Consider the following 21,229-nt stretch of genomic DNA (forward strand, 5'->3'; position numbering starts at 1 on the left):
GTACTCGTTTAAGAGTACGAAAGGCGGCATAACATGACCCAGCATTCCCCTTATTCATCGGCGATGGCCGAGCAACGTCATCAGGAGTGGCTTCGTTTTGTGGAGCTGCTTCGTCAGTCTTATGAACAGGATCTGCATCTGCCGCTGCTGCAGCTGATGCTGACCCCCGACGAGCGCGAGGCGCTGGGCACCCGGGTGCGGATCATCGAGGAGCTGCTGCGCGGTGAGATGAGCCAGCGCGAGCTGAAAAGCGAGCTGGGGGCGGGGATCGCCACCATCACCCGCGGATCGAACAGCCTGAAATCGGCGCCGGTTGAATTGCGCCAGTGGCTGGAGCAGGTGCTGCTGAAAAACGCCTGATGGCGCTGCGCTTATCAGGCCTACACAAGAGGTGTGTACCGTAGGCCGGATAAGGCGTAATTACCTGTATATCGCGTTATGAAACGGACTTAACGCCAGGATCACCGCCTGATGGTAAACGCTTGAGCGCGTCAGCGCCCCGGCGGTAAAGACCCCAATCGCCCCCTCTTTGCGCCCAATCTCATCAATGCCGGTGTATTTCGACATCACCGGCCCAAGGGCTTCCCCTTCGCGCACTTTATCCAGGATGATCTCCGGAAGGGGCAGGGTAGCGGAACGGGCTTCGCCGCGCTGCTCCCGGCTCTCGATAACCACCCAGCTAAAAGTTGCGCCTTCGTCAATGCCCGCTTCAATCGCCACCCAAAAGTCCGCATCTGGACAGGCGGCCTTCGCATTGGCTACGCGGTTCCGTGCGCCAGCGCGGGTTTCTTCGCTGCCGATTGGCTGTTCCGGGACGCCGCTCTCGACGTTGAGGGATTCAATATGGCAGGATCCTTCGCCGAAGATCTCGTCAAATGCCCTTAGAATTGCCTGAATTTTGGCAGGATTAGTGGTAGCAGAGACAACCTGGTGCATAATTAAGCCTAACTCTAAAAATATCATCGCAGTATAACGGAAAAAAAGCATGTTACAGGTATACCTTGTTCGCCACGGTGAAACGCAGTGGAACGCCGAGCGACGTATTCAAGGCCAGTCAGACAGTCCACTCACTGCCAAGGGCGAACATCAGGCCTGGCAGGTTGGCGAACGTGCCAAAACATTGGGCATCACCCACATCATCGCCAGCGATTTAGGTCGCACGCGACGCACAGCGGAGATTATCGCGCAGGCCTGCGGCTGCGATGTCACCGTGGATGCCCGCCTGCGTGAGCTGGATATGGGCGTGCTGGAACAGCGTCTTATCGATACCCTGACGGAAGAAGAAGAGTCCTGGCGTCGTACGCTGGTCAACGGCAGCGAAGATGGCCGAATTCCACAAGGCGAATCCATGCTGGAGCTGAGCGAGCGGATGCATGCGGCGCTGGCAGCCTGTCTGGATCTTCCCGAGGGCAGTCGGCCATTGCTGGTGAGTCACGGGATGGCGTTGGGTTGTCTGGTCAGCACCATCCTTGGGCTTCCGGCCTGGGCTGAACGCCGCCTGCGTCTGCGTAACTGCTCGCTTTCCCGCATCGACTATCAGCAAAGTCCGTGGCTGGCTTCAGGCTGGATTGTGGAGATGGCAGGGGATATCTCGCATCTCGATGCCCCTGCGTTAGATGAGCTACAGCGTTAACGGCGGATAGGAATCAGGTATTCGCAGCGCAGGTCGATTGGGCGTTCTTCCGGTCTCACATCCGTTGACGGATAGTAACGCTCAATATCCTGCCCCTTTCTGCGGTTCAGGTTCAGCATCGGCATACAGGTGCCGTACACCGTCATGATAAAGTCCTGCACGCCGGTACCCAGCCCTTCATAGGTGAACATCACATATTCGCCGCCTTCCAGCACGACCGGTTTCGACCCCTGAATATAGCCATTGGCCATTTCCGGCGTTAATGCGGTGGTATAGAACACTTCCTGCTCGTCATCTTTTTCCAGGCTTGGACGCGTCTCGTTCAGGCCATACAGCAGCGGCGGAATGGCCGGCGCATGGCTGAGGAAATCACGCCAGAACTGAACCCGCATCTGATGACGGAATTCGGAGATCTGTTCCAGCGAGCAGGAGTAGCTTTGCGTCGTGCCGACCAGATGCGTCTCTGGCAGAGTGACGAACTCATGCTGAGGCAGGGTGAACTCGCCAAGGCGCAGCGGCGGGCACATACCGAATGAACTCCAGTCCGGGGAGCGGCGGTAGAGCGCAGGGGTCAACGAGAACTGTTTTTTGAACGCGCGGGTAAAGGTCTGCTGTGAATCAAAGCGGTACTGTAAGGCGATATCCAGAATTGGACGCGCAGTCAGGCGAAGCGCCACGGCGGACTTGGAGAGGCGACGTGCGCGGATATAGGCGCCAATGGCATGACCGGTGACATCCTTAAACATCCGCTGTAAATGCCACTTAGAATATCCCGCTTTTGCCGACACATTATCGAGTGACAACGGCTGATCCAGATGGCCTTCCAGCCAGGTAAGAAGATCGCGAATAATTCCAGCCTGATCCATATACTATCCTCATCCTTTAAACAGCAGATACCCTGCTAACAGGTTAGCGGATAATAGCATTTTTTGATGTTTTAGCATTCAGTGTTTTTTTTGCGCTTAAATGCGATTTTCCTTGTTATCCAGGGAGATATTTTCTAATGCTGTGATCTTGCTGCTTTTTTTATATCATTGTTGAATAATTACGCGGTTCAATCTTCAAATATGGTAACAATATGAAATACAAGACATTGATCGTTATGACGCTGCTGTTATTAGTGGGGCGCGCCGTGCAGGCCGAGGAGATTGGCTCTGTCGATACCGTATTCAAAGTTTTCGGGCCGGACCATAAAATTGTTGTCGAAGCTTTTGACGATCCCGATGTAAAGAACGTGACCTGCTATATCAGCCGGGCAAAAACGGGCGGGATAAAAGGGGGCCTTGGGCTGGCGGAAGACACCTCCGACGCGGCGATCTCTTGTCAGCAGGTGGGGCCAGTTGAGCTGAGCGACAAGATCAAAAACGGTAAGGCACAGGGCGATGTAGTATTCCAGAAACGCACCTCGCTGGTGTTCAAAAAACTGCAGGTGGTGCGTTTCTATGATGCGAAACGTAACGCGCTGGCTTACCTGGCCTACTCGGATAAGGTCGTTGAAGGTTCACCTAAGAACGCGCTGAGCGCGGTGCCCATTATGCCGTGGCATTAATTCAGGGACACGCCATGCAGCAACCTGTGGTCTGGCTGGTTGAAGACGAAATCAGCATCGCCGATACGCTGATCTACATGCTCCAGCAGGAGGGATTTGCGGTAAAGGCCTTTGAACGTGGCCTTCCGGTGCTGGAGGAAGCGCGCCGACAAAGCCCGGCGCTCGCCATCCTGGACGTGGGGCTGCCGGATATCAGCGGTTTTGAGCTCTGCCGTCAGCTGCTGGCCCGGCATCCTTCGCTACCGGTGCTGTTCCTGACGGCCCGCAGCGATGAAGTGGACAAGCTGCTCGGTCTGGAGATTGGCGCAGATGATTACGTCGCCAAACCCTTCTCGCCCCGTGAGGTATGCGCCCGGGTGCGGACCATTTTACGGCGCATGCAAAAGTCCGCTGCGCCTTCAGAGATTGTCCGTATCGGCGAGTTTGAACTGAATGAACCTGCCGCCAGGATCAGCTGGTTTGGTGAGCCATTACCCCTGACACGCTACGAGTTCCTGCTGCTTAAAACGCTGCTGAACGCGCCGGGCCGCGTCTATTCCCGCCAGCAATTGATGGATAAAGTCTGGGGAGAGGAGGGCGACAGCTTCGATCGCACCGTGGATACCCATATTAAAACCCTGCGCGCCAAACTGCGGGCCGTGAATGACCAGCTTTCCCCTATCAGCACCCACCGCGGCATGGGTTATAGCCTGGGATTATATTAATGCGCATAGGCATGCGGCTGTTGCTGGGATACTTCCTGATTGTGGCCATCGCCGCGTGGTTTGTGCTGTCGATCTTTGTTCAGGAGATCAAGCCCGGCGTGCGCAGGGCAACCGAAGGCACGCTGATTGACACCGCGACGCTGCTGGCGGAAGTGGGGCGAGACGATCTGCTCGCAGGCAACCCGCAGGAGGGCAAGCTGGCGCAGGCCTTTTCCCGGCTCCACCAGCGCCCGTTTCGCGCCAATATTGGCGGCATTCATAAAGTGCGTAACGAATATCACGTCTACATGACCGATGCCCGCGGCCGGGTGGTATTTGATTCCACCGGCCTGGCCGTGGGGAAGGATTACGCGCGCTGGAATGACGTCTGGCTGACGCTGCGCGGGGAGTATGGCGCCCGCAGTACGCCGAGCGATCCGCAGGATCCGGAGAGTACGGTCATGTACGTTGCCGCGCCGGTGGTCGATCGGGGCAAGATTATAGGCGTATTGTCGGTAGGAAAGCCCAATAGCGCGATGGCGCCGGTGATCCAGCGCAGCGAGCGACGGATCCTGTGGGCCGGCGGCGCGCTGCTGGGGATTGCGTTGCTCATTGGTCTGGCGGTGGCCTGGTGGATCAACCGCTCGATTAACACCCTGTCGCGCTATGCCGACTCGGTGACCAATGATACCCCGCTGCCGTTGCCCGATCCGGGCAGCAGTGAACTGCGCAAACTGGCGCAGGCGCTGGAGAACATGCGTGTTCGTCTGGAGGGAAAAAATGATATCGAAAATTATGTGCATGCGCTCACCCACGAACTGAAAAGCCCGCTGGCCGCGATCCGCGGTGCGGCCGAGATCCTGGCAGAGCAGCCCCCGCCGCAGGTGGCGGCGCGGTTTATTGATAATATTCTGGCGCAAAACGCGCGCATGCAGTCGCTGGTTGAAAAACTTCTCGCTCAGGCCAGGCTGGAAAACAGGGTCGAGATCGTTCCGGTCAGTGTCAGCATTGATGAGCTGTTCACACGCCTTGCCGATGCGCGCGCGGCGACGCTCGCCTCCCGAAACATCACTCTGAACTGGCAAAGGAGCGGGTGCTGCGTGGAGGGCGATGCCGATCTGCTTGAGCAGGCGCTGGGCAATTTACTGGATAACGCTATCGACTTTACCCCGCCGGGTGGGGCGATCCAGCTTGCCGCTACGCAGGCGTTCAGGCAGGTCACCATCACCGTGACGGATAACGGAAGCGGCATCCCGGATTATGCGCAGGCGCGAATCTTTGAGCGCTTCTACTCCCTCCCGCGCGAGAACGGGTTGAAAAGTAGCGGGCTGGGGCTGGCCTTTGTGCTGGAGGTGGCGCGTCTGCATCAGGGGAGCATCGATCTGCGAAACCGGACTGACGGCGGCGTGACGGCCACCCTGATACTTCACCGTCCCTTCACATAACTTCAAACTGACCCCACATAGCCTGGTTAGGCTCTCCTCATCACAAAGGAGACCTGATATGAAATCCCCCCTGTTCTGGAAAGTCAGCACCCTGTTAGGGTGCATTCTGCTGTTACTCATCCCACTGATGCTGGTGGGCAATCTGATTTCGGAGCGTGAGAGCTATCGCAACGAGGTCGAAAACACCCTTCGCCAGAGTACCAGCGGCCCGCAGCAGCTGGTGGGCCCGCTGATCGCCATTCCGGTAACGGAGATCTATTACAAACAGGAAGAGGCGAAAAAGGTGGAGTATAAGAAGCGTTATATGCACTTCATTCTGCCGGAGACGCTACTGGTTGAGGGCAATCAGCACGTGCAAACGCGCAATATCGGCATCTATGACGGACAAATCTGGAATACCGATCTCAACATTAAGGCGCAGTTTACGACGGAAAAACTGGCGGAGTTGCAGGGTGAGACGATGACGCTCGGCAAGCCGTTTATCGTGGTCGGCGTCGGGGATGCGCGCGGGATAGGGGCAGTGAGCATCTCAAAAATCAATGGTGAGACGTTAAGCATCGAGCCTGGCGCCGGGGTGTACGGGGCGTTATCCGGCATTCACATCCCACTGACCGACAACGCGCTGGCGGCAAAAACCGTCTCGCTGGAGATGTCGCTCAATCTGGCCGGTACCGGCAGCTTTGCCGTGGTTCCAGTGGGACGTAACAGCGAAATGACCCTGAACAGTAACTGGCCGCACCCGAGCTTTATGGGCAATTACCTGCCGGTTAAGCACGAGATTAGCGCGTCTGGTTTCCAGGCAAACTGGAAAAGTAGCTGGTTTGCGAACAATCTTGCGGGCTGGTTCAACGACAACGAGATCCCTGAATGGAGTGCGATCCCGGCGTTTAGCGTCACGGTGGCGACCCCCGCGGATCAGTATCAGCTGACCGACCGCGCGATTAAGTACGCCATTTTACTGATTGCTTTGACGTTTATGGCCTTCTTCGTCTTTGAAACTTTAACCGGATTGCGGCTGCACCCGATGCAGTACCTGCTGGTGGGACTGGCGCTGGTGCTGTTCTATCTGGTGCTACTGGCGTTGTCTGAGCATGTGGGCTTTACACCCGCATGGATTATCGCCAGCCTGGTAGGGGCGCTAATGAACGGCGTCTATCTGCAGGCAGTGCTGAAAAGCTGGAAACGCAGTGGCCTGTTTGTGCTGGCGCTGCTGGGGCTGGACGTGGTGATGTGGTTCCTGCTGCGTTCAGAAGAGAGTGCGTTGCTGCTGGGCTCTGCGGTGCTGGTGCTGGCCCTGTTCGCGGTAATGTATCTCACGCGCCACTTTGACTGGTACTCGCTCTCCCAGCCGAAGCGCACGGCGCCATCCGGGTCATCGGATAAAGATACGATGCGGTTATGGAAATAAAAAAAACGGCGCCAGGGCGCCGTTTTTTATGACTTATGTGCAGAATTATTCCTGCAGGTCGCCGCAGAAACGATAGCCTTCACCATGAATGGTGGCGATAATTTCTGGTGTATCCGGCGTGGATTCGAAATGTTTACGAATACGGCGGATAGTCACGTCAACGGTACGGTCGTGTGGCTTCAGCTCACGGCCGGTCATTTTTTTCAGCAGTTCTGCACGGGACTGGATCTTGCCCGGGTTTTCGCAGAAGTGCAGCATGGCGCGGAATTCGCTGCGCGGCAGTTTGTACTGGTCGCCCTGCGGGCTCACCAGAGAACGGCTATTAATATCCAGTTCCCAGCCGTTGAATTTGTAGCTCTCTACGCTACGACGCTCTTCGCTGACCGTGCCCAGGTTCATGGTGCGGGACAGCAGATTGCGTGCACGAATGGTTAACTCGCGTGGGTTAAACGGTTTGGTGATATAGTCATCCGCGCCGATTTCCAGGCCAAGAATTTTATCAACTTCGTTGTCGCGGCCGGTCAGGAACATTAACGCAACGTTCGCCTGTTCACGCAGTTCACGTGCCAGCAGAAGGCCGTTTTTACCCGGCAGGTTGATGTCCATGATAACCAAGTTGATATCATTTTCAGAAAGGATCTGATGCATCTCTGCGCCATCGGTAGCTTCAAAGACATCGTAGCCTTCTGCTTCGAAAATGCTCTTTAACGTGTTGCGTGTTACCAACTCGTCTTCAACGATAAGAATGTGCGGGGTCTGCATGTTTGCTACCTAAATTGCCAACTAAATCGAAACAGGAAGTACAAAAGTCCCTGACCTGCCTGATACATGCCACAAATTAACATGACCGGCGTAACGTGACTAAAGTACGTAATTGCGTTCTTGATGCACTTTCCATCAACGTCAACAACATCATTAGCTTGGTCGTGGGTACTTTCCCTCTGGACCCGACAGTGTCAAAAACGGCTGTCATCCTAACCATTTTAACAGCAACATAACAGGCTAAGTGACACCAGACACCCAATAAAACTACGCTTCGTTGACATATATCAAGTTCAATTGTAGCACGTTAACAGTTTGATGAAATCATCGTAGCGGATCGCTAGCCTTTGTCACAAATTTTCAACAAACCAACTAGTTGCGACCGTTAATTAATAAACAAGGTGAATCCAATGTCAACATTGAACCTGAGAAATCATTATCATTATTAAACATAGGGATAAGTATTGTTCATTAACATTATCGCTTAAAGTTCATTCACGAAATAGTTTAGTATTTTTAATTTGTAGTGAAATGCTATTTCAGTGATTTCTGTTACGAATTTGTAAATTCGTGATGCGTAATATGATGATGTGTATCACATTTTTATCGGCTAACTGCCTAAAAAGAGAGCATAAATGCATTTGTCTATCGTACTGGTATCCCCAGCAAGAGCAGAAAATATCGGTGCCGCCGCACGGGCAATGAAGACCATGGGGTTTACCGATTTACGAATCGTTGCCAGCGACGCGCACAACGAACCTGCGGCGCGTTGGGTTGCCCATGGATCTGGAGATATCTTAGATAATTTAACGACTTACGAAACGCTGGCCGACGCGCTGCACGATATCTCTTATACCGTCGCTACCACCGCACGCAGCCGATCTAAGTTTCATTACTACGCCACGCCCGCTGAACTGGTGCCGTTACTGGCAGAAAAAAGCCAGTGGCTGCCCAACATGGCGCTGGTTTTTGGCCGGGAAGATTCCGGCCTGACGAACGAGGAACTGGCACTCGCAGACGTGCTGACCGGCGTGCCGATGGTGGCAGATTATCCGTCGCTAAATTTAGGTCAGGCCGTGATGGTGTACTGCTATCAATTAGCATCCTTGATGCAAAATCCTGCTCCACCTCCGGCTGAGGTGGATGAAAACCAGCTTTCTGCTCTGCGTGCGCGTACCGAACGCCTGCTGACCTCGCTGAATGTCGCCGACGATCAAAAAATGGCGGAGTGGCTACAGCAGCGGTTAGGTCTGTTAGGTCAGCGAGACACGGCAATGTTGCACCGATTACTGCACGATATCGAAAAAAAACTGGCAGAGTAAAATTCTGTCATACTTTTTTGTTATGGTTGAATGCGCCAAAAAGCGTACTGTGTACGGTCCGATCCGGACGGAAATAAAAACTCAGGCAGAGATACGTGAAAGGGCCGGAAAATGTGATCAAATTAGAAATTCGTTGACTTACCGGCACGTATGCTTTAACCAATAGGGTCAGACAGCACAGACAGATAATAATGACAGAGTACACAACATCCATGAAACGCATCAGCATCACCACCATTACCACCACCATCATCATTACCACAGGTAACGGTGCGGGCTGACGCGTACAGGAAAGAAAAGAAAAAAGCCCGCACCTGAACAGTGCGGGCTTTTTTTTCGGCTAAAGATCACGAGGTAACAACCATGCGAGTGTTGAAGTTCGGCGGTACATCAGTGGCAAATGCAGAACGATTTCTGCGTGTTGCCGACATCCTGGAGAGTAATGCCAGGCAGGGGCAGGTGGCGACGGTTCTCTCTGCCCCGGCTAAAATTACCAATCACCTGGTGGCGATGATTGAAAAAACCATCGGGGGTCAGGATGCACTGGTGAACATCAGCGACGCTGAGCAGATCTTTGCCAGCCTGCTGCAGGGCCTGGCGGATGCACAGCCTGGCTTTCCTCACGCCCAGCTGAAAGCCTTCGTTGAGCAAGAATTCGCTCAGATTAAACACGTTCTGCATGGTATCAGCCTGTTGGGGCAGTGCCCGGACAGCATCAACGCGGCGCTGATTTGCCGCGGTGAGAAACTCTCTATCGCCATTATGGCGGGTCTGCTGGAAGCCCGTGGTCATAACGTCACGGTGATCGATCCCGTCGAAAAACTGCTCGCTGTTGGCCATTACCTCGAATCAACTGTAGATATCGCCGAATCTACCCGTCGCATTGCGGCAGGCAAAATTCCTGCCGACCATATGATCCTGATGGCGGGCTTCACCGCCGGGAATGAAAAAGGGGAGCTGGTGGTGCTGGGCCGTAACGGCTCCGACTATTCCGCTGCCGTGCTGGCCGCCTGCCTGCGCGCCGACTGTTGTGAGATCTGGACTGACGTCGACGGCGTCTATACCTGCGACCCGCGCCAGGTGCCCGATGCCCGCCTGCTGAAGTCGATGTCTTATCAGGAGGCGATGGAGCTCTCCTACTTCGGGGCCAAAGTGCTTCACCCGCGTACTATCGCCCCTATCGCCCAGTTCCAGATCCCCTGCCTGATTAAAAACACCGGTAATCCACAGGCGCCAGGCACGCTGATTGGCGCCAGCAGCAATGAAGATGGCCTGCCGGTAAAAGGTATCTCCAACCTCAATAATATGGCGATGTTCAGCGTCTCCGGGCCAGGCATGAAAGGGATGGTTGGCATGGCGGCGCGCGTGTTTGCGGCCATGTCGCGCAACGGCATCTCGGTGGTGTTAATCACCCAGTCCTCTTCTGAATACAGCATCAGCTTCTGCGTCCCGCAGGTGGACTGCCTGCGCGCCCGCCGTGCGCTGGAAGAGGAGTTCTATCTTGAGCTGAAAGAGGAGCTGCTGGAGCCGATGGCGATTCAGGAGCATCTGGCGATCATCTCCGTGGTCGGTGACGGTATGCGCACCCTGCGTGGTATCTCCGCGAAGTTCTTTGCGGCGCTGGCGCGGGCGAACATCAATATTGTCGCCATTGCCCAGGGCTCATCGGAGCGCTCCATCTCCGTGGTAGTGAATAATGATGATGCGACCACCGGCGTGCGCGTCACCCACCAGATGCTGTTTAACACTGACCAGGTGATCGAGGTGTTCCTGATTGGCGTCGGCGGCGTCGGCGGTGCGTTACTGGAGCAGCTGAAGCGCCAGCAGGAGTGGCTGAAGAAAAAGCATATCGATCTGCGCGTCTGCGGCATCGCTAACTCAAAAGCCCTGCTGACTAACGTCCACGGACTGAATCTGGAGAACTGGCAGGCAGAGCTGGCGGAAGCGAAAGAGCCGTTTAACCTTGGCCGCCTGATCCGCCTGGTCAAAGAGTACCATCTGCTGAACCCGGTGATCGTCGACTGTACCTCCCACCAGGCGGTGGCCGATCAGTATGCCGACTTCCTGCGTGAAGGCTTCCACGTGGTGACGCCAAATAAAAAGGCCAATACCTCGTCGATGGATTACTACCATCAGATGCGCCACGCGGCGGCAAAATCCCGCCGTAAGTTCCTGTACGACACCAACGTCGGCGCCGGGCTGCCGGTTATCGAAAACCTGCAAAACCTGCTCAATGCCGGGGATGAACTGCAGCGTTTCTCCGGCATCCTGTCGGGCTCGCTCTCCTTTATCTTTGGCAAGCTGGACGAAGGCATGAGCCTGTCGGAAGCGACCAAAATGGCGCGTGAGCTGGGCTACACCGAGCCCGATCCGCGTGACGATCTCTCCGGCATGGATGTGGCGCGCAAGCTGCTCATCCTCGCCCGCGAAACGGGGCGTGAGCTGGAGCTGTCGGATATCGTCATCGAGCCGGTGCTGCCGGAGAGTTTTGACCACGCTGGCGATGTCGCCACCTTTATGGCGAATCTGCCGCAGCTGGATGACGCTTTCGCCTCCCGGGTGGCAAAAGCCCGTGATGAAGGCAAGGTATTGCGCTATGTTGGCAACATTGAAGAAGATGGCGTCTGCCGTGTCAAAGTGGCGGCGGTAGACGGTAACGATCCGCTCTTCAAAGTGAAAAACGGCGAAAACGCCCTCGCGTTTTACAGCCACTATTATCAGCCTCTGCCGTTGGTCCTGCGCGGCTATGGCGCGGGAAATGATGTGACGGCGGCGGGCGTATTTGCCGACCTGCTGCGTACCCTGTCATGGAAGTTAGGAGTTTAATATGGTCAAAGTTTATGCCCCGGCTTCCAGCGCCAATATGAGCGTCGGGTTTGATGTGCTGGGTGCGGCGGTGACGCCAGTGAATGGCGCATTGCTGGGTGATACGGTTACGGTAGAAGCGGCGGATAGCTTCAGTCTGAACAACGTCGGGCGTTTCGCCAGCAAGCTGCCGAGCGAACCGCGCGAAAATATTGTCTATCAGTGCTGGGAGCGTTTTTGTCAGGAGATCGGTAAAAACGTCCCGGTCGCCATGACGCTGGAAAAAAGCATGCCGATTGGCTCCGGGCTGGGTTCCAGCGCCTGTTCCGTCGTCGCTGCGCTGGTGGCGATGAACGAACATTGCGGCAAGCCGCTGAATAACACCCGCCTGCTGGCCCTGATGGGCGAGCTGGAAGGGCGCATCTCCGGCAGCATTCATTATGATAATGTCGCCCCCTGTTTCCTGGGCGGCATGCAGTTGATGATCGAAGAGAACGGCATTATCAGCCAGCAGGTGCCAGGCTTTGATGAGTGGCTATGGGTGCTGGCCTATCCGGGCATCAAAGTGTCGACCGCGGAAGCGCGCGCTATTCTGCCGGCGCAGTATCGCCGTCAGGACTGCATCGCCCATGGCCGTCATCTGGCAGGCTTTATTCATGCCTGCTATACCCGTCAGCCAGGGCTTGCAGCAAAACTGATGAAAGATGTTATTGCCGAGCCGTACCGCACTAAACTGCTGCCTGGCTTTGACGAGGCACGCAGTGCCGCACTGGATATTGGCGCACTGGCCTGCGGCATCTCCGGTTCCGGACCGACCCTGTTTGCGCTGTGCGACAAACCGGATACGGCTGAGCGGGTGGCAGGTTGGCTGGAGAAAAATTACCTGCAAAATCAGGAAGGCTTTGTTCATATTTGCCGTCTGGATACGGCGGGCGCACGAGTACTGGGATAAACGATGAAACTCTACAATCTTAAAGATCATAACGAGCAGGTAAGCTTTGCACAGGCAGTAACGCAGGGGCTGGGCAAAAACCAGGGGCTGTTCTTCCCGCACGATCTGCCGGAATTCGGTTTGACCGAAATTGACGAGATGCTGAAGCAGGATTTCGTCACGCGCAGCACCAAAATTCTCTCGGCGTTTATCGGCGACGAGATCCCACCAGAGCTGCTCGAAGAGCGCGTTCGTGCGGCCTTTGCCTTCCCGGCACCGGTAAGCCAGGTCGAGCCGGATGTCGGCTGCCTTGAGCTGTTCCACGGTCCGACGCTGGCGTTTAAAGATTTTGGCGGCCGCTTTATGGCGCAGATGCTGACTCACATCAGCGGCGATAAGCCAGTAACCATCCTGACGGCTACCTCTGGCGATACCGGGGCGGCGGTCGCGCATGCCTTCTACGGCCTGAAAAACGTCCGCGTCGTGATCCTCTACCCGCAGGGTAAAATCAGCCCGCTGCAGGAAAAACTCTTCTGTACGCTCGGCGGCAACATTGAAACCGTCGCTATCGACGGGGATTTCGATGCCTGTCAGGCGCTGGTTAAGCAGGCCTTCGATGATGAAGAGCTGAAAGTGGCGCTGGGTCTGAACTCTGCCAACTCCATCAACATTAGCCGCCTGCTGGCGCAGATCTGCTATTACTTCGAAGCGGTGGCGCAACTGCCGCAGGAAGCGCGTAATCAGCTGGTGATCTCGGTGCCGAGCGGCAACTTTGGCGATCTGACAGCCGGCCTGCTGGCGAAGTCTCTGGGCCTGCCGGTGAAACGCTTTATCGCGGCCACCAACGCCAACGACACCGTTCCCCGCTTCCTGAAAGAGGGCAAGTGGACGCCAAATGCGACGCAGGCCACCCTGTCTAACGCGATGGATGTGTCACAGCCTAATAACTGGCCGCGTGTGGAGGAGCTGTTCCGCCGTAAAATCTGGCGTCTGAATGAGCTGGGCTACGCTGCGGTGACTGACGAAACCACCAAAGAGACAATGCGTGAGCTGAAGCAGCTGGGCTACGTCTCTGAACCGCATGCCGCGGTGGCGTATCGCGCCCTGCGCGATCAGCTGAACCCGGGCGAGTACGGCCTGTTCCTCGGCACCGCGCACCCGGCGAAGTTCAAAGAGAGCGTGGACGCGATCCTGGGCGATTCCCTGCCGCTGCCGAAAGAGCTGGCCGAACGTGCCGATCTGCCGCTGCTGTCGCACAACCTGCCGGCCGATTTTGCGGCGCTGCGTAAGTTGATGATGACGCGCGGGTGATTGTTTGTTGCCGGGTGGCGCTTCGCTTACCCGGCCTACACGAGCTCGAATTGTAGGCCCGCCAGGCACAGCGCCGCCGGGCATCAGGCCGCACAATCCAGCCGGGGACGCCTCTGCGTTACCCGGCTTTTTTATGGAGAAATTAAGGAGAGAAATAGCAGGGAAAAAGTAGAAATTCCCAATTAATGCGGATACTTACAGAATAGGATTGCAGAGAATAACATCCTACCTATCCCTCACGTAATCTCCTTACATCGGCCCACAACGGGCAGGATGAATAAGGAGTAACCTATGTCGAAACTGAAACCTGTGCTGATCGCGCTTTCTCTGATGCTGGTGGCTCCGATGGCGGCTCAGGCCTCTGAAATCACTCTGGTACCGGCGGTCAAACTGCAAATTGGCGATCGGGATAATCGTGGACACTACTGGGATGGCGGTCACTGGCGCGACCATGACTGGTGGAAATCTCACTACGAGTGGCGGGATAACCGCTGGCATCCGCATGGCGAGCATCACGATAATCGCCATCACGATCGCCATGATGACCACCGTCCGGGACCGGGCTGGAAGCATCACTAAGATTTCCCCGCCGGGCGGCGGGGAAGGTGATTACTGCTCGTGACGCTTAAACACCAGCTCACCTTTCCCTGACGCTTCCTCATCAAAGAAATAGCCTTCGCTGTCGAATGCTTTCAGCTGCTCTGGCTGGGTCAGACGGTTTTCAATGATGTAGCGGCTCATCAACCCGCGGGCTTTTTTGGCGTAGAAGCTGATCACTTTGAATTTGCCATTCTTCTCGTCCAGGAAGACCGGCTTGACGATCTCCGCGTTCAGCTTTTTCGGTTTGACCGCTTTGTAGTACTCATCTGATGCCAGGTTAATGATAACGTTATCACCCTGGGCCGCCAGCGCCGCGTTCAGCGTATCGGTGATGGTCTCTCCCCAGAACTGATAGAGATCTTTCCCTCTCGCGTTTTCCAGGCGGATCCCCATCTCCAGGCGGTAAGGCTGCATCAGATCCAGCGGGCGCAACACCCCGTACAGGCCGGAGAGCATGCGCAAATGCTGCTGGGCAAAATCAAAATCCGCTTCGCTAAAGGTTTCTGCCTGCAGGCCGGTATAAACATCGCCTTTAAAGGCCAGAATCGCCTGACGCGCGTTGAATGGGGTGAAATCGGGCTGCCAGTCGTGAAAACGGGTGGCATTCAGATCCGCCAGCTTGTCGCTGATGCTCATCAGGGTCGCAATTTGCGGAGCCGAAAGCTTACGCGCCTCGCGGATCAGCTGTTGCGAGTGATCCAGCAGTTCCGGCTGGGTATAGCGCTCGGTGGCAAGCGGGCTCTGGTAGTCGAGCGTTTTGGCAGGTGAAATCAGAATCAGCATATCCAGTCCTTGCAGAAGAATGAGTGCGACTTTAGCAAAAAAAACGCCCTGGGTGATCGATGGCTGTTATTGACGCGGCAAATCATCCCAGGCGCCGGGGGCGAGCTGTGCTTCAATCTCGGGATAACGCGAGACATCAAAGACCGGCTGGACACCCAGCTTGCGCTGACGCAGATAGTCCCGGGCAATCAGGGTCACCACCGGGGAGAGCAGCAGGATAGCCGTCAGGTTGGCGATGGCCATCAGGGCCATGATGATATCCGCCAGCTGCCAGACCGTCGGCAGGCTTAACAGCGATCCGAGCAGCACCATCAGCACAACGCCGCCCCGTAATACCCAGCGCGATCGCCGGGCATCGGGATGCAGAAAGATCAGGTTATTTTCGGCATAGATGTAATTCACCACGATGGAGCTGAACGCGAACAGGATGAGGATAAACCCGACGAATCCCGCTCCCCAGCCCCCGGTCAGGTTTATCAGGGCCTGTTGCAGCAGCTGTATGCCTGCGGTATCTGCTGGCAGATCCATAGGCCCTGCCAGCAGCACAATCATGGCGCTGGCGGTACCGATAATGATGGTATCGACGAAGACGCCGATCATCTGCACCAGTCCCTGAGAGGCCGGGTGAGGGGGACAGGAGGCGGCGGCTGCGGCGGCATTCGGGGTTGAGCCCATGCCCGCTTCGTTGGAAAACATGCCGCGCTGGAAACCTGCCGTCAGGGCCTGGCTCAGGGTGTAGCCCAGCGCCCCGGCGGCCGCTTCGCGCCAGCCAAAGGCGCTTTTGACGATCAGGCTGAAGACGGCGGGTAACTGTCCGGCATGCCAGACGCAAATGACCAGGCTGCTCATGACCCACAGCAGCGCCATCGTCGGCACCATCCACTGCATCAGCCGGGCGACGCCTTTGATGCCGGTGACGATCGCCAGCAGCGTGAACGCGGCCAGCATGCCGCCGGTGATGATTTCCGGGCAGTCGAAGGCGAAGCGCAGCGCATGGGCCACCGAGTGGGCCTCGACGGTGTTAAAAATAAGACCGTAGGCGACGAGCAAAAAGAGTGAAAAGAGCACGCCCATCCAGCGCATGCCGAGGCCCCGGGCCATGTACCAGGCCGGGCCACCGCGAAATTGCCCCTGTTTATCCGCTTCCTTATAAAGCTGCGCCAGCGAGCACTCTGCGAAGGAGGTCGCCATGCCGATAATGGCGGTCATCCACATCCAGAATATCGCCCCCGGGCCGCCAGCGGAGATGGCCAGCGCGACTCCGGCCAGGTTACCGCTACCGAGCCGGGCCGCCAGGCTGGTACAGAGCGCCTGGAATGAGGTTAAGCCTCCCGGCTGGGGGCTCAGGCTATTTTTCAGATTAATGCGCAGTTGAGGAAGGGAGCTAAATTGAATAAACCCGCTGCGAACAGTGAACCAAAGACCTGCCGCAAAAAGCAGGTATATCATCACCGAACCCCACAGAATTTCATTAATAAACGACAGATAATCAGGCACTAACGTCCCTCGTGTTGATGCCAAAGTGCATAGGTAATCGCTTCGAGCGATTGAACAAACAGTGAATGGGTAATCTGTTAATTTGCTGAGTTTATCACAGTATCTTTCAGCGCATTGTCTGCGGTTGCGCTGACCTTCCGTCGTGTTATCATCAGGGCAGACCGGTTACATCCCCCTAACAAGTAAACCTGTCATTTTTCCGTTTCTGGCATCTTGCTGGTAACGCGAATTATCCAGGGCAAGTTAAAGAGAAACACTATCATGACGGATAAATTAACCTCCCTTCGTCAGTTCACGACTGTTGTCGCTGACACCGGAGATATCGCGGCAATGAAGTTGTACCAGCCGCAGGATGCCACAACGAACCCTTCTCTGATCCTTAACGCTGCACAGATCCCTGAATACCGTAAACTGATCGACGATGCCGTTGCCTGGGCGAAAAGCCAGAGCAGCGATCGCGCACAGCAGGTAGTGGATGCTACCGACAAACTGGCAGTGAACATCGGTCTGGAGATCCTGAAACTGGTTCCGGGCCGCATCTCCACTGAAGTGGATGCGCGTCTCTCTTACGACACCGAAGCGTCCATCGCGAAAGCCAAACGCCTGATCAAGCTGTACAACGATGCGGGTATCAGCAACGACCGTATCCTGATCAAACTGGCTTCCACCTGGCAGGGCATTCGCGCTGCAGAGCAGCTGGAAAAAGAGGGCATCAACTGTAACCTGACCCTGCTGTTCTCCTTCGCGCAGGCGCGTGCGTGTGCAGAAGCGGGTGTCTACCTGATCTCGCCATTCGTGGGCCGTATTCTGGACTGGTACAAAGCCAACACCGATAAGAAAGAGTACGCGGCAGCGGAAGATCCGGGTGTGGTTTCCGTTACCGAGATCTACGAGTACTACAAACAGCACGGTTATGAAACCGTGGTGATGGGCGCAAGCTTCCGTAACGTGGGCGAGATCCTGGAACTGGCTGGCTGTGACCGTCTGACCATCGCCCCTGCGCTGCTGAAAGAGCTGGCAGAAAGCGAAGGCGCAATCGAGCGTAAGCTGAGCTTCAGCGGTGAAGTGAAAGCCCGTCCAGAGCGCATCACTGAATCTGAGTTCCTGTGGCAGCACAACCAGGATCCAATGGCGGTAGACAAACTGGCGGACGGTATCCGTAAGTTTGCCATCGACCAGGAAAAACTGGAAAAAATGATCGGCGACCTGCTGTAATCATTCCAGCGTGACCGGGCTCCCGGTCACGCTACCTTTCTCATACCCTGTCTGAATCGCCTTCCTGCGTGTATCATTCCCCTCAATCTGTATTGTTTGAATGGAATGGATATGAATACCTTACGCATTGGCTTAGTTTCCGTCTCAGATCGCGCCTCCAGCGGTGTCTATGAAGATAAAGGCATCCCCGCGCTGGAAGCCTGGCTGGCGTCTGCCCTGACTACGCCGTTTGAAGTACAAACCCGTCTGATCCCCGACGAGCAGGCCGTGATTGAGCAAACCCTGTGTGAACTGGTGGATGAAATGAGCTGTCACCTGGTGCTGACAACCGGCGGTACCGGTCCGGCACGACGCGATGTGACCCCGGACGCAACGCTTGCCGTCGCCGACCGTGAAATGCCGGGCTTTGGCGAACAGATGCGCCAGATTAGCCTACACTTTGTGCCAACGGCCATCCTGTCACGCCAGGTCGGTGTGATCCGCAAGCAGGCGCTGATTCTCAATCTCCCGGGCCAGCCAAAGTCGATTAAAGAGACGCTGGAAGGCGTTAAAGAGGCTGACGGCAAAGTGGTGGTGGCGGGAATCTTTGCAAGTGTACCGTATTGTGTACAGCTTCTGGAAGGACCTTACGTCGAAACCGATCCGCAGGTAGTAGCAGCTTTTCGCCCTAAAAGCGCGAGACGTGAAACAATATCCTGAAATTAACCAGAATGTGACATAAGCTGTAACGGCAGTAGCGTGCTGATTGATTTACGGTATAGTAATTTTTTCTTTACGATAGCTGTAAATATAACTCAACAATTCAGCCCAGAATGGTTCGCTATGTCACATTACAACCGGCCCCTCAATCGACAGGATTATAAGACCCTCACGCTTGCCGCACTCGGCGGCGCGCTGGAGTTTTATGACTTCATCATTTTCGTCTTCTTCGCCGCTGTCGTCGGGGAGCTATTCTTCCCGGCTGACATTCCCGAATGGCTGCGTCAGGTTCAGACCTTTGGCATTTTCGCCGCTGGTTATCTGGCGCGCCCGCTGGGCGGCATCGTGATGGCCCACTTCGGCGATCTGGTCGGGCGCAAGAAGATGTTCACCCTCAGCATCCTGCTGATGGCGGTACCTACCCTGGCGATTGGCCTGCTGCCTACCTATGCCTCCATGGGCATTCTCGCGCCGGTCCTGCTGCTGCTGATGCGTATTCTGCAGGGGGCGGCGATCGGCGGTGAAGTACCAGGGGCATGGGTATTTGTGGCGGAACATGTTCCGGCCCGGCGGATCGGCATTGCCTGCGGCACACTGACCGCAGGACTGACCGTCGGCATTCTGCTGGGCTCGGTGGTGGCGACGCTGGTGAATACCAGCATGACCCAACAGGCGGTACACGACTGGGGCTGGCGTATTCCATTCCTGCTGGGCGGCGCGTTTGGTCTGGTCGCCATGTATCTGCGCCGCTGGCTGCAGGAGACACCGGTATTCCTTGAGATGCAGCAGCGTAAGACGCTGGCGCAGGAGCTGCCGGTGAAAGCGGTGGTGGTGCGGCACAGAAAGGCGGTGGTGGTGTCAATGCTGCTCACCTGGCTGCTCTCGGCGGGTATCGTGGTGGTGATTTTGATGTCGCCGGTCTGGCTGCAAAAACAGTATGGCTTTGCGCCGGCGGTGACGCTGCAGGCTAACAGCATCGCCACCATCATGCTGTGCTTTGGTTGCCTGATTGCCGGGCTGGCGGTGGATCGTATCGGCTCCAGCCTGACCTTTATTATTGGCAGCCTGCTGCTGGCCGGGTCGAGCTGGGCGTTTTACCATCTTGCGGGTAGCCATCCTGAACAGCTGTTCCTGCTGTATGGCACCGTGGGGCTTTGCGTAGGTGTGGTTGGGGCGGTGCCGTATGTGATGGTCCGCGCCTTCCCGCCTGAGGTGCGCTTCACCGGTATTTCGTTCTCCTATAACGTCTCGTACGCCATCTTCGGCGGCCTGACGCCGGTTGCCGTAACCCTGCTGATGGGGATATCGCCGATGGCGCCCGCCTGGTATGTGCTGGCGCTCTCGTTGATGGGACTGGCGCTGGGGATCTGGCTGCGCCAGAAACCGGTAGAAGCACCGGTCCTCGCGGGATAGCAAAATGCCGGGCTGGGCCCGGCATTTTTATGAGTGCGAAGGGGTGTAGCTCAGGATGATGTTCTCATCCGGGATATGGGTGAAGTCAGCGATAATCGCGTGGTAATCCGCCTGTGGATCCATGTCGTTAAAGAGTGCTGGATAGAAAATTTTACTCAACGCCTCGATGGCGACGATGTTGTATGGGTTGTTATAGAAGTGGTGATACAGCGCCCCGGTATGACCCTGCGCCACCGCCGGAATAGCGGCAACCCCCTGACGCGCCACAAGCGCATTGAACGCTGCGGTGACCTTCTCTGCCGGGACGTTATAGCCAAACGGGATAATGGCCGAGCCTTTGCCCGGACGCTTAGAGCCGGTCATCAGGTAGTAGTCCGGGTTGAGGGAGATTATTTTTTCCACCGAAACATTCCCGCTCGCCCCAGGCAGCAGCTGTGAGCCTATGTTGGTGCCACCCGCCGCTTCAACCAGTCCCCCCCAGCCGTTACGCGCATGGGTAAAACAGCAGCCATTATCCAGCCCGCCAACACCGGCGATCGGTTCGATAAAGACCAGCGGTTTTTTGCTGACGGTCGCCAGACGCTGGTGGATTTTATCCAGACGCTGTTGATAGAAATCGATGTAGGCTTGCGCGCGTTCGGTCTGACCCAGCACCTGGCCCAACAGGGCGATACTCGGCAGGGTATTCTTTACCGGATGCAGCTCGTAATCCACGAAGAGGACCGGAATGTGCAGGGCCTCGAGCTTCGTCAGTACGCCAGATTGCACCAGCGACGGTTTAGCGCGAAGCTGGGCGATCATCAGGTCCGGCTGGCGGGAGAGCACCGTTTCGAGATCGACATTGCCCTGGTCGGAAAACTTCATGTCGAGGATCTTCTCCGCTTCTGGCCATTTCCGCTTCAGCACGTTCCAGGTTTCGGTATCCTGCTTTTTCGGCAGATTGTTCCACGCCACCACCCTGGCGAACGGGTTCTCGCGCACCAACAGCGCCAGCGCGAAGATGTCCCGCCCGTCCTGCAAAATGATGCGCTGCGGTTCGTGTTCCACCGTCACCGTGCGGTTATCCATATCCTTGACCGTCACGGGCCAGCTTTGCGCCTGGGCGATAAGCGGGGTAATGAAGAGTGCCAGCCCCCCGGCGGCTGCGATGAGTTTTTTTAGCATCCTGTTTTC

General features: G+C 56.2%; 22 protein-coding genes and 1 other annotated feature. Of the genes, 16 read left to right on the top strand and 6 right to left on the bottom strand.

Annotated elements, in window-relative coordinates:
* The first annotated feature begins 33 nt into the window (after positions 1 to 33).
* Positions 34 to 360 (top strand): trp operon repressor, encoded by a 327-nt coding sequence (gene trpR / locus C2U54_RS08255; RefSeq protein WP_103178187.1) that lies wholly within the window; start codon positions 34 to 36, stop codon positions 358 to 360.
* Positions 361 to 420: 60 nt separating this feature from the next.
* On the opposite strand, the gene yjjX is transcribed toward trpR, so the two are convergent.
* Positions 421 to 936 (bottom strand): inosine/xanthosine triphosphatase, encoded by a 516-nt coding sequence (yjjX, locus tag C2U54_RS08260; RefSeq protein ID WP_103181026.1) that lies wholly within the window; start codon positions 934 to 936, stop codon positions 421 to 423.
* A gap of 49 nt (positions 937 to 985) precedes the next feature.
* Here yjjX and gpmB point away from each other — a divergent pair, with 49 nt between their 5' ends.
* Positions 986 to 1,633, top strand: a complete 648-nt coding sequence (gene gpmB / locus C2U54_RS08265; protein WP_103178188.1) for a 2,3-diphosphoglycerate-dependent phosphoglycerate mutase GpmB — start codon at positions 986 to 988, stop codon at positions 1,631 to 1,633.
* Here gpmB and robA read toward each other — a convergent pair.
* Positions 1,630 to 2,499: an MDR efflux pump AcrAB transcriptional activator RobA gene (robA, locus tag C2U54_RS08270; RefSeq protein WP_103178189.1), complete on the bottom strand. Its 870-nt coding sequence runs from the start codon at positions 2,497 to 2,499 to the stop codon at positions 1,630 to 1,632. The genes gpmB and robA overlap by 4 nt on opposite strands.
* A 212-nt stretch (positions 2,500 to 2,711) precedes the next feature.
* On the opposite strand from robA, the gene creA reads away from it, so the two are divergent.
* Genes creA through creD form a run of 4 tightly spaced genes read left to right on the top strand, consistent with a single transcriptional unit; the run spans position 2,712 to position 6,718 of the window.
* Positions 2,712 to 3,182 (top strand): protein CreA, encoded by a 471-nt coding sequence (creA, locus tag C2U54_RS08275; protein WP_103178190.1) that lies wholly within the window; start codon positions 2,712 to 2,714, stop codon positions 3,180 to 3,182.
* Positions 3,183 to 3,196: 14 nt separating this feature from the next.
* The gene (gene creB / locus C2U54_RS08280) at positions 3,197 to 3,886 is read left to right on the top strand and encodes a two-component system response regulator CreB (RefSeq protein ID WP_103178191.1); all 690 of its coding nucleotides are present in this window, start codon (positions 3,197 to 3,199) and stop codon (positions 3,884 to 3,886) included.
* Positions 3,886 to 5,310, top strand: coding sequence for a two-component system sensor histidine kinase CreC (gene creC, locus C2U54_RS08285; RefSeq protein WP_103178192.1), 1,425 nt, complete (start codon positions 3,886 to 3,888; stop codon positions 5,308 to 5,310). The genes creB and creC overlap by 1 nt, the downstream gene beginning before the upstream one ends.
* 58 nt (positions 5,311 to 5,368) lie before the next feature.
* Positions 5,369 to 6,718 carry a cell envelope integrity protein CreD gene (gene creD / locus C2U54_RS08290; RefSeq protein ID WP_103178193.1) on the top strand — a complete coding sequence of 450 codons (1,350 nt, stop codon included), beginning with the start codon at positions 5,369 to 5,371 and terminating at the stop codon, positions 6,716 to 6,718.
* A gap of 45 nt (positions 6,719 to 6,763) precedes the next feature.
* Here the strand turns inward: creD and arcA are convergent, their stop codons facing one another.
* Positions 6,764 to 7,480, bottom strand: a complete 717-nt coding sequence (gene arcA, locus C2U54_RS08295; protein ID WP_039030451.1) for a two-component system response regulator ArcA — start codon at positions 7,478 to 7,480, stop codon at positions 6,764 to 6,766.
* 95 nt (positions 7,481 to 7,575) lie between these two features.
* On the opposite strand from arcA, the gene yjjY reads away from it, so the two are divergent.
* The 7 genes from yjjY to C2U54_RS08330 all read left to right on the top strand — a co-directional run bounded on the left by yjjY (position 7,576) and on the right by C2U54_RS08330 (position 14,428).
* Positions 7,576 to 7,716 (top strand): protein YjjY, encoded by a 141-nt coding sequence (gene yjjY, locus C2U54_RS08300; protein ID WP_001541509.1) that lies wholly within the window; start codon positions 7,576 to 7,578, stop codon positions 7,714 to 7,716.
* Between the two features lie 399 nt (positions 7,717 to 8,115).
* Complete coding sequence (locus tag C2U54_RS08305) at positions 8,116 to 8,802, top strand: tRNA/rRNA methyltransferase (protein WP_103178194.1); 687 nt, start codon at positions 8,116 to 8,118, stop codon at positions 8,800 to 8,802.
* Positions 8,803 to 9,014: 212 nt separating this feature from the next.
* Entirely contained in the window at positions 9,015 to 9,083 is a 69-nt protein-coding gene (thrL, locus tag C2U54_RS08310; protein WP_103181027.1) for a thr operon leader peptide, read from the top strand.
* Positions 9,022 to 9,140: a sequence feature (Thr leader region), on the top strand. Its footprint overlaps the gene before it by 62 nt.
* 25 nt (positions 9,141 to 9,165) lie before the next feature.
* Positions 9,166 to 11,628: a bifunctional aspartate kinase/homoserine dehydrogenase I gene (thrA, locus tag C2U54_RS08315; protein ID WP_103178195.1), complete on the top strand. Its 2,463-nt coding sequence runs from the start codon at positions 9,166 to 9,168 to the stop codon at positions 11,626 to 11,628.
* Position 11,629: 1 nt separating this feature from the next.
* Entirely contained in the window at positions 11,630 to 12,559 is a 930-nt protein-coding gene (gene thrB, locus C2U54_RS08320) for a homoserine kinase (protein WP_103178196.1), read from the top strand.
* Positions 12,560 to 12,562: 3 nt separating this feature from the next.
* The gene (gene thrC, locus C2U54_RS08325; RefSeq protein ID WP_103178197.1) at positions 12,563 to 13,849 is read left to right on the top strand and encodes a threonine synthase; all 1,287 of its coding nucleotides are present in this window, start codon (positions 12,563 to 12,565) and stop codon (positions 13,847 to 13,849) included.
* A 291-nt stretch (positions 13,850 to 14,140) separates the two neighbouring features.
* Positions 14,141 to 14,428 (top strand): DUF2502 domain-containing protein, encoded by a 288-nt coding sequence (locus C2U54_RS08330; protein ID WP_103178198.1) that lies wholly within the window; start codon positions 14,141 to 14,143, stop codon positions 14,426 to 14,428.
* 30 nt (positions 14,429 to 14,458) lie between these two features.
* Here C2U54_RS08330 and yaaA read toward each other — a convergent pair whose 3' ends face one another.
* Both yaaA and C2U54_RS08340 read right to left on the bottom strand, forming a co-directional pair.
* Positions 14,459 to 15,232, bottom strand: coding sequence for a peroxide stress protein YaaA (gene yaaA, locus C2U54_RS08335; RefSeq protein ID WP_103178199.1), 774 nt, complete (start codon positions 15,230 to 15,232; stop codon positions 14,459 to 14,461).
* A 66-nt stretch (positions 15,233 to 15,298) separates the two neighbouring features.
* Positions 15,299 to 16,729, bottom strand: a complete 1,431-nt coding sequence (locus tag C2U54_RS08340; RefSeq protein ID WP_103178200.1) for an alanine/glycine:cation symporter family protein — start codon at positions 16,727 to 16,729, stop codon at positions 15,299 to 15,301.
* 261 nt (positions 16,730 to 16,990) lie between these two features.
* Between C2U54_RS08340 and tal the strand changes: the two genes are divergently transcribed.
* From tal to C2U54_RS08355, 3 genes are all read left to right on the top strand, one after another.
* Positions 16,991 to 17,944, top strand: a complete 954-nt coding sequence (tal, locus tag C2U54_RS08345) for a transaldolase (RefSeq protein ID WP_103178201.1) — start codon at positions 16,991 to 16,993, stop codon at positions 17,942 to 17,944.
* A gap of 111 nt (positions 17,945 to 18,055) precedes the next feature.
* Positions 18,056 to 18,643 carry a molybdopterin adenylyltransferase gene (gene mog / locus C2U54_RS08350; RefSeq protein WP_103178202.1) on the top strand — a complete coding sequence of 196 codons (588 nt, stop codon included), beginning with the start codon at positions 18,056 to 18,058 and terminating at the stop codon, positions 18,641 to 18,643.
* A 123-nt stretch (positions 18,644 to 18,766) separates the two neighbouring features.
* Entirely contained in the window at positions 18,767 to 20,056 is a 1,290-nt protein-coding gene (locus C2U54_RS08355; RefSeq protein ID WP_103178203.1) for an MFS transporter, read from the top strand.
* A gap of 27 nt (positions 20,057 to 20,083) precedes the next feature.
* Here C2U54_RS08355 and C2U54_RS08360 read toward each other — a convergent pair whose 3' ends face one another.
* Complete coding sequence (locus C2U54_RS08360) at positions 20,084 to 21,220, bottom strand: ABC transporter substrate-binding protein (RefSeq protein WP_103178204.1); 1,137 nt, start codon at positions 21,218 to 21,220, stop codon at positions 20,084 to 20,086.
* Positions 21,221 to 21,229 lie beyond the last annotated feature (9 nt).

Origin of the sequence: Leclercia sp. LSNIH1 (genome assembly GCF_002902985.1) — a bacterium.
In the GTDB taxonomy this organism is placed as follows: domain Bacteria; phylum Pseudomonadota; class Gammaproteobacteria; order Enterobacterales; family Enterobacteriaceae; genus Enterobacter.

What these genes read in the sequence shown, in the direction of transcription:
- trpR (WP_103178187.1), top strand. Translation starts at nt 34, where the DNA reads ATGACCCAGCATTCCCCTTATTCATCGGCGATGGCCGAGCAACGTCAT.
- yjjX (WP_103181026.1), bottom strand. Translation starts at nt 936, where the DNA reads ATGCACCAGGTTGTCTCTGCTACCACTAATCCTGCCAAAATTCAGGCA.
- gpmB (WP_103178188.1), top strand. Translation starts at nt 986, where the DNA reads ATGTTACAGGTATACCTTGTTCGCCACGGTGAAACGCAGTGGAACGCC.
- robA (WP_103178189.1), bottom strand. Translation starts at nt 2,499, where the DNA reads ATGGATCAGGCTGGAATTATTCGCGATCTTCTTACCTGGCTGGAAGGC.
- creA (WP_103178190.1), top strand. Translation starts at nt 2,712, where the DNA reads ATGAAATACAAGACATTGATCGTTATGACGCTGCTGTTATTAGTGGGG.
- creB (WP_103178191.1), top strand. Translation starts at nt 3,197, where the DNA reads ATGCAGCAACCTGTGGTCTGGCTGGTTGAAGACGAAATCAGCATCGCC.
- creC (WP_103178192.1), top strand. Translation starts at nt 3,886, where the DNA reads ATGCGCATAGGCATGCGGCTGTTGCTGGGATACTTCCTGATTGTGGCC.
- creD (WP_103178193.1), top strand. Translation starts at nt 5,369, where the DNA reads ATGAAATCCCCCCTGTTCTGGAAAGTCAGCACCCTGTTAGGGTGCATT.
- arcA (WP_039030451.1), bottom strand. Translation starts at nt 7,480, where the DNA reads ATGCAGACCCCGCACATTCTTATCGTTGAAGACGAGTTGGTAACACGC.
- C2U54_RS08305 (WP_103178194.1), top strand. Translation starts at nt 8,116, where the DNA reads ATGCATTTGTCTATCGTACTGGTATCCCCAGCAAGAGCAGAAAATATC.
- thrA (WP_103178195.1), top strand. Translation starts at nt 9,166, where the DNA reads ATGCGAGTGTTGAAGTTCGGCGGTACATCAGTGGCAAATGCAGAACGA.
- thrB (WP_103178196.1), top strand. Translation starts at nt 11,630, where the DNA reads ATGGTCAAAGTTTATGCCCCGGCTTCCAGCGCCAATATGAGCGTCGGG.
- thrC (WP_103178197.1), top strand. Translation starts at nt 12,563, where the DNA reads ATGAAACTCTACAATCTTAAAGATCATAACGAGCAGGTAAGCTTTGCA.
- C2U54_RS08330 (WP_103178198.1), top strand. Translation starts at nt 14,141, where the DNA reads ATGTCGAAACTGAAACCTGTGCTGATCGCGCTTTCTCTGATGCTGGTG.
- yaaA (WP_103178199.1), bottom strand. Translation starts at nt 15,232, where the DNA reads ATGCTGATTCTGATTTCACCTGCCAAAACGCTCGACTACCAGAGCCCG.
- tal (WP_103178201.1), top strand. Translation starts at nt 16,991, where the DNA reads ATGACGGATAAATTAACCTCCCTTCGTCAGTTCACGACTGTTGTCGCT.
- mog (WP_103178202.1), top strand. Translation starts at nt 18,056, where the DNA reads ATGAATACCTTACGCATTGGCTTAGTTTCCGTCTCAGATCGCGCCTCC.
- C2U54_RS08355 (WP_103178203.1), top strand. Translation starts at nt 18,767, where the DNA reads ATGTCACATTACAACCGGCCCCTCAATCGACAGGATTATAAGACCCTC.
- C2U54_RS08360 (WP_103178204.1), bottom strand. Translation starts at nt 21,220, where the DNA reads ATGCTAAAAAAACTCATCGCAGCCGCCGGGGGGCTGGCACTCTTCATT.